The 11,905-nt window shown below is 69.4% G+C and carries 14 protein-coding genes and 1 pseudogene; 8 read left to right on the top strand and 7 right to left on the bottom strand.

Translation table 11 applies throughout. The features are described 5' to 3' along the window. The coding region (locus VGZ32_RS14490) for a pyridoxamine 5'-phosphate oxidase family protein (RefSeq protein WP_326886538.1) at positions 1–339 on the bottom strand (339 nt) is incomplete at its 3' end. Positions 340–706: 367 nt separating this feature from the next. Further along, positions 707–1,141 (bottom strand): VOC family protein, encoded by a 435-nt coding sequence (locus tag VGZ32_RS14485; RefSeq protein WP_326886537.1) that lies wholly within the window; start codon positions 1,139–1,141, stop codon positions 707–709. A gap of 290 nt (positions 1,142–1,431) precedes the next feature. Here VGZ32_RS14485 and VGZ32_RS14480 point away from each other — a divergent pair, with 290 nt between their 5' ends. Continuing rightward, on the top strand, positions 1,432–2,040 hold the full coding sequence (locus VGZ32_RS14480; RefSeq protein WP_326886536.1) for a hypothetical protein: 609 nt from the start codon (positions 1,432–1,434) through the stop codon (positions 2,038–2,040). 87 nt (positions 2,041–2,127) lie between these two features. Here the strand turns inward: VGZ32_RS14480 and VGZ32_RS14475 are convergent, their stop codons facing one another. Together VGZ32_RS14475 and VGZ32_RS14470 are read right to left on the bottom strand one after the other, a co-directional pair. Further along, entirely contained in the window at positions 2,128–3,735 is a 1,608-nt protein-coding gene (locus VGZ32_RS14475) for a carbohydrate binding domain-containing protein (protein WP_326886535.1), read from the bottom strand. 69 nt (positions 3,736–3,804) lie between these two features. Further along, entirely contained in the window at positions 3,805–5,271 is a 1,467-nt protein-coding gene (locus tag VGZ32_RS14470) for an MFS transporter (RefSeq protein WP_326886534.1), read from the bottom strand. Between the two features lie 127 nt (positions 5,272–5,398). On the opposite strand from VGZ32_RS14470, the gene VGZ32_RS14465 reads away from it, so the two are divergent. The 4 genes and pseudogenes from VGZ32_RS14465 (at position 5,399) to VGZ32_RS14450 (ending at position 7,997) form a co-directional block, all read left to right on the top strand. Beyond that, positions 5,399–5,872, top strand: coding sequence for a helix-turn-helix domain-containing protein (locus VGZ32_RS14465; RefSeq protein WP_349263608.1), 474 nt, complete (start codon positions 5,399–5,401; stop codon positions 5,870–5,872). Positions 5,873–5,894: 22 nt separating this feature from the next. Beyond that, positions 5,895–6,524: pseudogene (locus tag VGZ32_RS14460) on the top strand (uridine kinase). Positions 6,525–6,873: 349 nt separating this feature from the next. Beyond that, the gene (locus VGZ32_RS14455; protein WP_326886531.1) at positions 6,874–7,641 is read left to right on the top strand and encodes a dienelactone hydrolase family protein; all 768 of its coding nucleotides are present in this window, start codon (positions 6,874–6,876) and stop codon (positions 7,639–7,641) included. Between the two features lie 11 nt (positions 7,642–7,652). Continuing rightward, on the top strand, positions 7,653–7,997 hold the full coding sequence (locus tag VGZ32_RS14450; protein WP_326886529.1) for a DUF6295 family protein: 345 nt from the start codon (positions 7,653–7,655) through the stop codon (positions 7,995–7,997). Here the strand turns inward: VGZ32_RS14450 and VGZ32_RS14445 are convergent. Genes VGZ32_RS14445 through VGZ32_RS14435 form a run of 3 tightly spaced genes read right to left on the bottom strand, consistent with a single transcriptional unit; the run spans position 7,985 to position 9,253 of the window. Further along, complete coding sequence (locus VGZ32_RS14445) at positions 7,985–8,284, bottom strand: Dabb family protein (protein WP_326886528.1); 300 nt, start codon at positions 8,282–8,284, stop codon at positions 7,985–7,987. The genes VGZ32_RS14450 and VGZ32_RS14445 overlap by 13 nt on opposite strands. Before the next feature lie 10 nt (positions 8,285–8,294). After that, on the bottom strand, positions 8,295–9,074 hold the full coding sequence (locus tag VGZ32_RS14440; RefSeq protein WP_326886527.1) for a PH domain-containing protein: 780 nt from the start codon (positions 9,072–9,074) through the stop codon (positions 8,295–8,297). Positions 9,075–9,079: 5 nt separating this feature from the next. Beyond that, complete coding sequence (locus tag VGZ32_RS14435) at positions 9,080–9,253, bottom strand: hypothetical protein (RefSeq protein WP_326886526.1); 174 nt, start codon at positions 9,251–9,253, stop codon at positions 9,080–9,082. A gap of 326 nt (positions 9,254–9,579) precedes the next feature. On the opposite strand from VGZ32_RS14435, the gene VGZ32_RS14430 reads away from it, so the two are divergent. The 3 genes from VGZ32_RS14430 to VGZ32_RS14420 form a co-directional block, all read left to right on the top strand. After that, complete coding sequence (locus VGZ32_RS14430; RefSeq protein ID WP_326886525.1) at positions 9,580–10,719, top strand: NAD(P) transhydrogenase subunit alpha; 1,140 nt, start codon at positions 9,580–9,582, stop codon at positions 10,717–10,719. Positions 10,720–10,736: 17 nt separating this feature from the next. Next, positions 10,737–11,033, top strand: coding sequence for an NAD(P) transhydrogenase subunit alpha (locus VGZ32_RS14425; RefSeq protein ID WP_349263607.1), 297 nt, complete (start codon positions 10,737–10,739; stop codon positions 11,031–11,033). Then, positions 11,030–11,905 (top strand): NAD(P)(+) transhydrogenase (Re/Si-specific) subunit beta (locus VGZ32_RS14420; protein WP_326886523.1); only part of this gene is annotated, 876 nt, incomplete at its 3' end. The genes VGZ32_RS14425 and VGZ32_RS14420, both read left to right, overlap by 4 nt.

Genomic DNA, 11,905 nt, shown 5'->3' with positions numbered 1-11,905 from the left:
CCGCTGCAGCACGCCCTTGTCGGTCACCCGCGCCGCGGTGCCCTCGATCACCACGTCCAGCCCGCGGTCCCAGCTGTTGCAGCCGGTGGTCAGCACCACGTGCGCGTTGGCCTGGAGATTGGCGACCTTCACCTCCGCCTCCCCGGTGTGGAAGTGGATCCCGCCCTCGCCCCACACCGCGACGACCGGGGTCTGGTGCGGCCTGCCGTCCGGCCGCACCGTGGTGAGCCAGAACAACTCGGCCGCCTCCAGCACGCGCACCGTGTCCGCCCAACTCGTGGCCTTCGCCGCGGGATCGCTGTAGCGACGGACGAGGCTGGTACTGACGGGGATGGTCATCGAACCTCCATACGCACATGCCGAGTAGGGGTGGCCGATCACCGACATTGTCCCCGAAATCCCCGAACTCCGGGCGGTATTTGTACTCCAATTGGTATCAGCTCGAGCACGCCTAACCCTCGATGACTCACGGGTCGTAGTTCCCTGACAAATGGCACCGTTCCCGACGCGGTGAACTGCGGGGACTTACGGGAGATCAACTCCATGCTGACGCGCTGATCAGGGCGCATGTCAGGTGGCATCCGCGTACTCAGATTCCCAAGCTGATAGCATGAGGCCTCGACCATGCAGCCGAGAGAGCCGAGCGAACCTCGCTGAGTGACCATCGTGCCACGTCGGCACGGGCGAGCTTCCGCAGGCAGGACCGCTAGTCGAGGCAGAATTCGTTGCCTTCGACGTCCTGCATCACGAGGCACGCTTCGTTTTCCTCATCGGCAGGTAGCAGATACAGACGCCGGGCGCCGAGCGCTTCCAGTCGAGTCGCTTCAGCGTCCAGCGCGGAGACTCGCTCGTCGCCAGTCAGCCCCACCCCGACTCGCACGTCGAGATGCAGCCGGTTCTTCACCGTCTTGGCCTCGGGCACCCGCTGGAAGAACAACCGCGGGCCGACACCGTCCGGGTCCTGGCAAGCCCAGGTCGAGCCCCGGCTCTCAGCGGGAAGCGAGGCATCAAACGCGTCCCACGAATCAAACCCCGGCGGGATCGGAGGGTCGACGTACCCGAGCACGGCCTTCCAGAACTCCGCAACCGCTTGTGGATTCGCACAGTCGAAAGTCACTTGTACCTGCTTCACGTTTGCCATCAACCCAGAGTATGCGCGCACCACGAACCGGTGGGACACCAACGGGGTTGGGTGCGGATCCCGTGAGGGGATCTGCACCTATGCGGGTCACGCCCGGGTGTCGGCCCCGTGCGGGGGGCGCGTTGACTCCGTCGACATCGAGGGTCTGCGTCCGTAGCCTCATCAGTGTGTATCTATCGGGGGATCCTGCGCCGCGGGGCTCGGCGGCGTCGCACGAGGCGTTTGTCGCCTACCTCTCGTTACAGTCGTGGCCGAGACGCTGGCGCGCACGGTCGCGCGCGTGCGCTGCGGTGGACGTGGTTCTCGTCACAGCTGGTGGCGCGCTGTGCGCTCTGACGGCCGTCGACGTGCTGTCCACATGGAACACCTCGCGGGCCATGGTGGATCATGAGCACCTGTTGGGGATCGTGGTCGCCGTCCTGTTTCCCAGCTGGATCTGGCTGCTCGCGTCGATGCTCCTGACGGTTCCGGTGCTGGGGTTGGACTCTGGCTGGCCGCGCAGCCGCGACCCCTTGCGGAGCTTCGAGGCTACGGCCCGCCGTGCTGAAGCTCGCCTCGTGACGCGCACGATGTACGCCGGGCGGCCGGTGTCCTGGGTTCTTCTGGCCCTCGGCGTGCTGTGCATCTGCGTGGTGGCCGTCGGATTCGCCTTGGGTACGGCGAAGGGAAGCGGCCAAATCCTGCCGGGCCCGCGGTATGAGATCTCGACATCGGAACTGAACGGGGGTGCATGGACCGCTGTGTCGGCTGACCAGTACGCCGCGTGGCAGGCGCGGTTCGTACGGTTGGACGCGCTGTTCACCCTGTTCGGACTGGCCATGGTCGGTGGCGGCCTCGGGTTGCTCCAACTGCACCGCGCGGCTGCCGTGCGGACGCCGGCGAGGCTGGCTAAGCGGTGAGAGATGCGCCTTGGTCCCGGGCCCAAGTCCGGGAGCGCGTGACCGTGGCGAGTCGACAGGGGAGTGACAGTCGGCGCGGCGAGTTGGTTACGATAAGGAGATGTCGTCGGCGAAATACGTGCCCTGCGCGTACCAGCCGTGCACGTAGATGGTCACGCTGCTCGAGGCGGTCCTGAAGCCGATGGACAGCTGGGCGTACGAGCCGTTGGTCCCCGACGTCCACATCGTGGGGTCGTTTCTCGACCCGGTGCCCGCCACGCCGATGAACACGTAGGAGCCGTTCACCCACCCCGACAGCGTGTACGTCCTGCCCGGTACGACGCTGACCGTTTGGCTGCACTGGGCGTCATCGGAGTTGTTGGCCGCGCCGCGCAACGCGAAGTTCCCGCTGTGCACCGGGTTCGTCACCACGGAGTCCGCGCCGGAGCAGTTCCAGCCCGCGAGCGATCCGCTCTCAAAGCCCGTATTCACCACCGGGCCCGCGGGGTTCGAGATCGGGGCTGGGCCGGTTGTGCCAGGCGCCGGTGCGGACGGAGGTGCCGCAGGAGCAGTCGCCGGAGACGACGCGGGTACGGCAGAGCTCTGCGAGGGCGATGGCGACGCGGATGCTGAGGCAGACGCGGACGATCGTGTCTGCGTCGGCGTGACCGCGCCCGCCGTTGCCGACGGCTCGGCGATTGCTATGGCCTGCGGCGTTGTCGGCGTGTTCGGGTTCGTCGAACCGGAATTCTGGCCTTGGATCGCTATGAGGAAAGAGACGGTCGCACCCACTACCGCGGCCACGATGAGCGCTAGCCGGACTGGGCGCGGCAGGGGCCAGATGGAGACGTAGCCGAGCGAAAGCGGATTGGGCTCGTCGGCAGGCGGCGGCATCGCGGGGAGCGCGGGCATGGAAGGCGCGGCCGCGGTGAACGCCCGGGAGACTACGGCGAGGCGTTCGCGGGCGCGCATGTCCCAGTCGGGTTCGAAGGCGCGGGCGGCGGCCGAGCCCAGTTCGGTCAGGAGCGCGGCCGCGGTATCGACCCCGGGAGTGCGAAGGTCCGCGACATGGGTGGCCAGCGGGCGCAACGGATTGGCGGTCGGGCGCGGAATCCAGCGTCCGACGCCCGCGCCGCTGTTCGCGCTGCGGACGACGCGTGGCGGAGTCGGCCGGCCGCGGCGGCTGTGCGCGCGGCTGCCGAGGCAGCGGGCGACGAGATCCGCGAACGAGCGCACGTCGGCCGCGACGGCTGCCTGGGTCGACTCGTTCGGCCACCGCGGCGCCAGACCCTCGTCGACCATGACGCAGGTCCCGTCGACGCCGACGATCACATGCTCGACGAGGTCCCCGCGGTGCGCCACGCCGCGCGCGTGCAGCGCTGACAGGGCGCTGAGCACGTCCATCGCGATCGCCGCAGTCGTCTGCGCGTCCAGGCCGTGCGGATTGCGCTCCAATAGCGCGGCAAGGGTAGGCCCTGGCACCTGAGGGCGCATGGTGGCCACGATCCGTCCGGCGCCGTCCACCACGAAGCTGGTCGTCACCGCGAGCCACGGCTCGTCCAGGCCGCGCAGCACCCCGGTCTCGGCCGCGTAGCGCCGCTGGAAACCGGGGTCGCTGATCAGCGCAACATCGAGCTGCCGCACGGCCGGCGGCGCGCCGAACGTCTCGCGCATCATCGCGTCGAAGGATTCGCGCTCGTCAGCCAGCGTTCCCACTCCTTCCGGGCCTCCCGAGCGACAGCTATCTTCGCGCCGCTCGGGGCGCCGCGGCAAGGTCTCCGGGCGTCAGGGGCTCTGAGCAGGCGGTGTCATCCCGACCGCACACACGGCGGCGAACGCCGCGACCGCGGCGATGGCCCACCATCCGTGCACGAACACCGTATGCGCGGCGCCAGGCGAGGCCGGCGTGCCGAGGACGGCTACGAGCATTGAGACGCCGAGCACGGTCCCGATCTGGCGGCTCATGTTGACCACCGCGCTTCCCGTCGCGGCCCGGCTCGGCGGCAGGTCGGCGGTAGCGGAGGAGAGGATGGTCGGCAGGGCGAGCCCGACGCCCGCGCCGCCGACGAGCCAGCCGGGGAGCAGGTCGGCAGCGTAGGCGGGCGTCGTCCCGATGCTCGCGAGATCGATGACGAAGCCGAGGCCGAACAGCAGGCTGCCGGCCGTCGCGATCAGGCCGACCGGGACGCGCCGGGCGAGCCGTTGCGCGACGGCGGCGAACAGCGGCACCATCATCGGACCAGGCGCCACGGCGAGTCCGGTGCGCAGAGCGCTGTAATGCCAGACGTTCTGCATCCACAGGATGACGCTAAGCAGGCCCGCTCCGAACGCGGTGGAGAAGAGCAGCGACGTCGCGTTCGACCACGCGAAGGCGCGCACGCGCAGCAGCCCCGGCTCGACGACGGGGGCCGGGTGGCGCAGGATGCGCAGCACGAATCCGGCCAGGCCGACGGCGGCGACCGCGAAGCCCGCGAGGGTTCCGGCCGTGCCCCAGCCCCAGTCCGGTCCCTTGACGAGGGCCAGCGTCAGCGCGCCGATCGAGACGGCTAGGACCAGCGCGCCCCACAGGTCCGGGAGCCGTCCGGCCGCCGGGTCGCGCGAGTCGGGCACCAGGCGCACGGCCGCGGCCAGCGCGAGCAGCCCCACCGGCACGTTGATCAGGAACACCCACTGCCACGACGCCTCGACGAGCAGCCCGCCGACCACTGGGCCGAGTGCGGAGGCGACCGCGCCTGATGACGCCCAGATGCGGACGGCGCGGGCGCGATGCCGCGGCTCGGTCGAGGCGATCAGGAGCCCGAGGCTGGTCGGGGTGAGCGCGGCGGCACCGGCCGCCTGGAGCACCCGGCACACCACCAGGAACCACAGGTTGGGGCTCGCCGCGCACGCGGCGCTCGCCGCCGTGAAGAGGCCGAGTCCGGCGAGGAAGCCCGCCTTCCGGCCGAACCGGTCCGCGAGGCGCCCCAGCGGAACGAGCAGTGCGGCGTATCCGATCGCATAGGCGTTCAGGACCCAGCTCAGATCGGAAAGCGGGGATCCGCGGAAGTCGCGGCCGATCGCGGTGAAAGCGACGTTGACGACGAACAGGTCGAGGCTCGCCATGAAGGCGGCGGCGCACAGCACCGCGAGGACCGTGCCCGGGTGCGCAGGTCGCGTCGGCGCCGAGTTCGGGGGCGATGGCGATGGCGGTGCCGGGGCAGCAGCGGGGGCGAGGTCGGCGGATGCGGGGCGCATCTGGCTCTGCTCATGCATAGTCAGCGAGCGTAAGGGCTGACTATGGTTGGGTCAAGGCAGATGGGGCGCGCGCTTAAGATGGCCACAAGTGCGGCTCGGAGAAAGTGCACGTCGGCATGAGGAGAGGTGCGCGGTGGACGGAGTCATGACGCTGGAGGGAGTGCTGGCCGACCGGGACGCGTGGAAGGCGGAACGCTGCTCGATCAAGCGCACGCTCGACGTGGTGGGAACGCGGTCGGCGGTCTTGCTGATGCGTGAGGCCTACTACGGCACCACCCGGTTCGACGACTTCGCTGACCGCGTGGGAATCACCGACGCGGTCGCCTCGGCCCGGCTGCGCGAGCTGGTCGACGCCGGGCTTCTCGAGCGCCGGCCGTATCAGGAGCCGGGAAAGCGGACGCGCCACGAGTACGTGCTCACCGACGCGGGGGCCGACCTGCTGCCAGTGCTCTTGGCGCTGTGGCAGTGGGGGGATCAGCACCTTGTCGGCGAAGAGGGGCCGCCGCTCCTGCTGCGGCACTCAGGCTGCGGGGCCCCGCTGGCGGTGCAGGTGCGGTGCGAGGAAGGGCACGACGTCCCGCTGGACGAGGTCTCGGTGAAATCGCCGCGCTCGCGGTGATCGCTCTCGAGATGATGTCGTCGTGAAAGCACGCGCGATCTCCCCGGCCCTGCTGGTCGAGCAGATCGCCGACCGGATCGCGCGTGAGCCTCGGGACTCCTGAGTGCGGGTCGCCATCGACGGCGCGCCGGCGGCGGCACCGGGATGCTTGGCCGACGAACTCGTGAATCCGCTGCGACTGCGGGGGCGACCGGTGCTGCGCGTCTCGGCCGACGACTTCCTGCGACCCGCGTCGCTGCGCCTCGAGTTCGGCCGCACCGATCCGGACGTCTACTACTCCGAATGGCTTAATACGGAGGCTCTGAAGCGCGAGGTCTTCGGGCCGCTGGCGCCGGGCGGAAACGGGCGCGTCCTGCCCTCCCTCTGGGACGCTGCGACCGATCGGGCTACACGTGCGGACTACGTCGACCTGGCCGCGGGCGGCGTGCTGGTGCTTGACGGCGCGCTCCTGCTGGGGCGAGGTCTGCCGCTGGACGTGACCGTGCACCTCTCGCTGTCGGCGGGGGCGTTGGCGCGCCGCACACCTCTCGAACAGTCGTGGACAATCCCGGCATATCAGCGCTATCAAGACGAGGTGGACCCGGAGAACGCTGCGGATTTCGTTGTGCGGATGGACGACGCGAAGCATCCGGCATTGATAGAGCGGGCCTGAGTTCGGATTCGGATTCGGGCAGGGAGTATGGGACGGGGAACGTCTGTGAGATTCATCGCGGGCGGCGCCGAGATCAGCGCGCACTTCCATCCGGCCGGAGCCAGCGACGGAGCCGCGATGGGTCGGGATCGATCGTGCGATTTGCCGCTCCCGTCAGTGTCACCGAGGGGCGCTTCGGCCTCTTCCAGTACACGATGCTGCTGCGCAGCGGACGCTGAGCGAGGACAAGTGGATTGAGTTCTACGCGCGGCACGACGAATACCACGCCTGATCAGCAGCTGGAGCGAGGGCGCCAAACGGAAGCGCCCCCGCCGCTGCGTTCTCATGATCCCCGGGGCAGGATGGGGCCATGACCGAAGCACACCTCACCGGAGCGTTCACCTCCGGCACCGTGATGATCCCCGGACACGACGGCGCGCAGATCGAGGCCTACGCGGCCCTGGTGGCCGACCCCGCACCGCGCGGCGGCGTGGTCGTCATCCACCACATGCCCGCATACGACGACGCCACCAAGGAAATCGTCCGCCGGTTCGGCCACCTCGGCTTCAACGCCGTGATGCCGAACCTGTACTGGCACGACGCGCCGGGCGCCGCCCCCGACGACGCCGCGGCGGCCGGCCGGGCCAAGGGCGGGGTTCCCGACGACCGGCTGGTCGGCGACGTCTCGGGCGGAGCCGACTTCCTGCGCGCGCTGCCCAACTCCAACGGCAAGATCGGCGTCATCGGGTACTGCTCGGGCGGCCGCCAGTCGGTCCTCGCCGCGTGCAGCCTCCCGCTCGACGCGGCGGTCGACTGCTATGGCGCGTTCGTCACCGGCGACCCGTCCGGCATCGAGGGCATGCCCAAGAACAACATCGTCCCGCTCTACGACAAGCTGCCCGACCTGCGCTGCCCGCTGCTGGGCCTGTTCGGCGCCGACGACCGCTACCCCTCGCCCGATCAGGTCGTCGAGCTCGAGCAGCTGCTGGCGAAGTACGGCAAGAGCTTCGAGTCGCACAGCTACGAAGGGGCCGGACACGCCTTCTTCATGGTCGAGCGCACGGCGTTCCGCCCCGAAGCCGCCAAGGACGGCTGGGAGCGGATCAACGCCTTCTTCTCGAAGCACCTGAGCGCCTGAGGAGCCGCCCCGTGTGCACCTACATCACCGAGAAGATCGACGTCGCGGGCAGCGGGAAGGGCGCAGAAGGCTGGTTCCCCCTGACCGAGGGCACCGTGTACTTCGACCACCCGGTCCACGCCACCGCGGAGCACACGCTCAACATCGACCTGCGCAACCCCGGCCGCGGTCCGGGCGCCCGGGTCGCCGTCGAGTTGACCGCCGACGCCGCCCGGGCGCTGGCCGAGGCGATCTTGCGGACGCTGGACGCGGTGCCGGCCGATCTGATCGCGGGATCTGAATCTGAAGCCGCGCAGTCTCAGGCTGTGCGGGGTCAGGCTGTCCAGGGTCGGGCTGTGCAGTCTCAGGCCGCGTAGGAGAAGTCCGCGACGGACAGGACGAAGTGCTCGGCGAGTCCCGCCGCTACTTTGCGGTGCTCCGGGTCGGTGAGATAGGCCTGGAGCGCCGCCTCGTCGTCGACGTCGCAGATCAGCACGAAGTCGTTGGAGACCGGCCGGGAGCCGAAGCACCAGTGCGTCTCCCAGTGCCGCACCGGCTCTAGGGCGGGGCCGAGCGCCGTCAAGGCGTCCGCGGCGGCCACCACACCCGGGTCGTCCCGGCCGAGGCCGTCCTTGAGCTTCATCATCACGATGTGTCGGATCACGGGCCCCAGGCTATCCGTCCATCTGCCCGGTGATCGACATGTTCCCGGTGGCCGGGTTGACCTGTCCGGTCAGCGCGATGTTCTTCGGGTCCGGCGTCTTCGAGCCGAACAGCAGGCTGGAGATCTGCAGGTTGGTGAACTCCGGGTTCGGCACGAAATTCATGATCTTCAGCGCCTGGTCCTGGCCCGCCGACTCCACGTCGAAGAGTCCGTACCCGAGGGCGCGGCCGGTAGCGGTGCGCCGGTATGCCATGTCGGTCAGCTTGGGCACCGGCATCGAGCGCACGGTGGTGTTGATGATGCCTTCGATCACGACGATGCGCTTGTTGGTGAGCACGAAGTAGCGGTCCGCCCACTCCGCGATCTGGTACACCGCCCAGGCGACCACCGCGAGCAGCACCAGCAGCAGGATCCCGCCGGCTCCGTACCGCTTGTCCGAGGCCAGCCGGGACAGCAGGTAGCCAACGCCGACGAGGATGACCAGCGCGATGAGGACGTTGGTGCGGTTGCCGCTCAGCATCGTGCGCGCCTTGCCGATCCCGAAGATCGCGTGGAACACCCACAGCAGCCACAAACCCCACAGCGCCCACGCCAGCGCGTGCGAGTTGCGCCCGTGGGTCGGCAGCACCACATCGACCGCGATGGTCACGAAGATCCCGAGGACGACCAGCGCGACCGGCTGCAGGAGCGTCGCCCAGTGGAACCGCCGGGCGATCATCACCTTCTCGGTCGGGTCCAGTTGCCGCGATATGTTCTTCGAGATCTGGCTCGGCTCGTAGGACGTGAACACGGCGCTCAGCCGTTGGCGTGGAAGCTGATCACGTTCCCTATCGAGTGGAAGAAGGTCGATATGAACGTGAACACGTCACCGACCATCCTCGTGGTCGTAGTCGGGTCGTGCACGATCCAGAAGATCGCGAAGAGCACGATTCCCCACTGGATCGCCGGCTTGGCTTTCGGCATTGCCATCCCGACCTTTCCCCTCCGACGCGAACCGACGCGCCGGCCGGCCCGTCGTCGGATCGGGCTGCCGGACCGCGTCATGTGGCGTGAGACCACTTCCGGGCACCAGCGTAGCCTGATCCGCTGTCTTCTAGCGGGTTACCCGGTGGCGCGGGGTGCGGAAACCGCGTCTGGCGCAGGTCGTCCACTCTGTGACATATTCGAGCGTTTGGGCGGCCGGCGGCCGGTTGAGCGCCGCTGGCGCGTCGCGATCAGCCGTGTGACACGCCGACCAGGCACTTCTTTAGCGCCGCCCCTTCCGTGCTTTCGTACCCGCCGGTACGGTTCTCGCCATGCGTATCGGTGTGCTGACGGAGATCAGACCGGGCGAGCGCAGAGTCGCGCTGCCGCCCGAGGCGGTCGCCTCGCTGTGCGGCGACGGCTCTACCGTGACCGTGCAGACCGGCGCCGGCCGGCACCTGCACGCTTCCGACGAGGACTACCGCGCCGCGGGAGCCGAAATCGCGGACTCGGCAGAGCAGGTCGCCGAGAACAGCGACGTGCTCGCCGTGGTCAACCCTCCGGAACTCCCGGTGATCCAGGCGCTACCCTCCGGCGCCAATCTGGTGGGAATGCTCAATCCGTTCCAAGAAGCGCGCGCCGTGCGCTCCGCCCGCGACCAGGGAATCAGCGCATACGCTCTCGAACTGCTCCCGCGGATCTCCCGCGCGCAGAGCATGGACGCGCTGTCATCCCAAGCCCTCGTCGCCGGATATCGCGCGGCGCTTGTGGGTGCAGACCTTTTGCCCCGATTCTTCCCTTTGTTCATGACTGCGGCGGGTACCATCCCGCCGGCCCGGGTGCTCGTGCTCGGTGCGGGCGTGGCCGGTCTTCAGGCGATCGCGACGGCTCGCCGGCTCGGCGCGGTCGTCAGCGGTTATGACGTGCGAGCCGCGGCCGCCGACGAGGTGCGCTCGCTCGGCGCCACGTTCGTCAGCCTCGACCTGGAGACCCAGGAGGGCGCGGGCGGCTACGCGAAGAGCCAGAGCGCTGACTTCGCCGAGCGCCAGCACGCCGCGCTCGCGCCCTACGTCGCCGAGTCGGACGTCGTGATCACTACCGCGGCGATCCCTGGGCGGCAGGCGCCGCTGCTGCTGACCGAGTCGATGGTCGCCGCGATGCGGCCCGGCTCCGTGGTCGTTGATCTCGCCGCACAGAGCGGCGGCAACTGCGAGCTGTCCAAGCCTGGTGAGACGAACGTGCACGGCGGCGTGACGGTGTGGGGCGGCGCGGACGTCCCCTCCCAGCTGCCGGTGCACGCCAGCAAGCTCTACGGCGCGAACCAGACAGCGTTCATCAGGCTGCTGCGGGACGGCGAGGCCGACGACGAGATCCTGGTCGGCTGCCGGGTCACCGCCGGGGGCGAAATCGTGCACGACGGCGTCCGCCGTGCCCTGGCGGAGGAACCCGACCAGCGAGAGCAAGGGGAGTAGGTACGGTGGCGAACCAGATCGGCGGCGTAGGTCTGCTGACCATCTTCGTGCTCGCGGTGTTCGTGGGCTTCGAGGTGGTCTCCAAGGTCTCCTCCACCCTGCACACGCCCCTGATGTCGGGGGCCAACGCCATCCACGGCGTGGTCCTGGTCGGCGCCATCCTGATCCTCGGCGCCTCGTCCGGCCCGGTCCAGATCACCCTCGGCGTGATCGCCGTGGTCCTGGGCACGGTCAACATGGTCGGCGGCTTCGTCGTCACCGACCGGATGCTGCGGATGTTCTCGGCGCGGCGCGGAGGCGGTGGCGGCAAGTGAGCAGCGGAACCGAGTTCGGCTACCTCATCGCGGCAGTCTGCTTCATCCTCGCGCTTAAGGGACTGTCTGCGCCTAAGACTGCCCGCTACGGCAACTGGGCCGGCGCTGCGGGCGCGCTGCTCGCGGTGATCCTGGTCCTGAGCACCGGCCACCTCCAGCACATCGGCCTGATCCTCGGCGCCGTAGCCGTCGGCACGGTGATCGGCGTCCCGGCGGCGACGCGCGTGAAGATGACCGCGATGCCGCAGCTCGTCGCGATCTTCAATGGTGTCGGCGGCGGCGCCGCGGCGATCGTGGCTCTCGTCGAGTTCCTGCGGCTGGCGGGGAACTCCTCCTCGATCAGCTCGGGCGACCAGACCGCCACCGTCTTCACGGTCCTGGTGGGCGCGGTCTCGTTCGCCGGCTCGATGATCACCTTCGCCAAGCTCCAGGAGCTGATGACCACGCGGCCGGTGATCCTCCCGGCCGGGCGGTACCTGTCGGTCGGGGTGTTCGTCGCGGCGATCGCGCTCGCGGTCACGTCGGTCCCGGTGCGGTCGACCGGTCTGTTGGTCGCCCTGTTCATCGTCGCGCTCGGCCTCGGCGTGCTGTTCGTGCTGCCGGTCGGCGGCGCGGACGTGCCGATCGTGATCTCGCTGCTGAACGCCTTCACCGGCCTCACCGTGGCGGCCTCGGGCTACGTGCTCGGCAACACTCTGCTGATCGTCGCAGGGACGCTCGTCGGCGCCTCCGGAACGATTCTGACCCGGCTGATGGCCGCGGCGATGGGCCGGCCGCTGACCGGCATCCTGTTCGGCGCGTTCAAGGCGAAGGCCGGCGGCCCGGCGGGCCCCACGGAGACCCGTCCGGTGCGCTCGGGCACCCCGGAGGAC

This window comes from Actinocrinis sp. (assembly GCF_035938995.1).
Classification (GTDB): Bacteria; Actinomycetota; Actinomycetes; order Streptomycetales; family Catenulisporaceae; genus DASZGI01.
This window is presented reverse-complemented; position numbering and strand designations above follow the sequence as displayed.

What these genes read in the sequence shown, in the direction of transcription:
- VGZ32_RS14485 (WP_326886537.1), bottom strand. Translation starts at nt 1,141, where the DNA reads ATGGCAAACGTGAAGCAGGTACAAGTGACTTTCGACTGTGCGAATCCA.
- VGZ32_RS14470 (WP_326886534.1), bottom strand. Translation starts at nt 5,271, where the DNA reads ATGCATGAGCAGAGCCAGATGCGCCCCGCATCCGCCGACCTCGCCCCC.
- VGZ32_RS14465 (WP_349263608.1), top strand. Translation starts at nt 5,399, where the DNA reads ATGACGCTGGAGGGAGTGCTGGCCGACCGGGACGCGTGGAAGGCGGAA.
- VGZ32_RS14455 (WP_326886531.1), top strand. Translation starts at nt 6,874, where the DNA reads ATGACCGAAGCACACCTCACCGGAGCGTTCACCTCCGGCACCGTGATG.
- VGZ32_RS14435 (WP_326886526.1), bottom strand. Translation starts at nt 9,253, where the DNA reads ATGGCAATGCCGAAAGCCAAGCCGGCGATCCAGTGGGGAATCGTGCTC.
- VGZ32_RS14430 (WP_326886525.1), top strand. Translation starts at nt 9,580, where the DNA reads ATGCGTATCGGTGTGCTGACGGAGATCAGACCGGGCGAGCGCAGAGTC.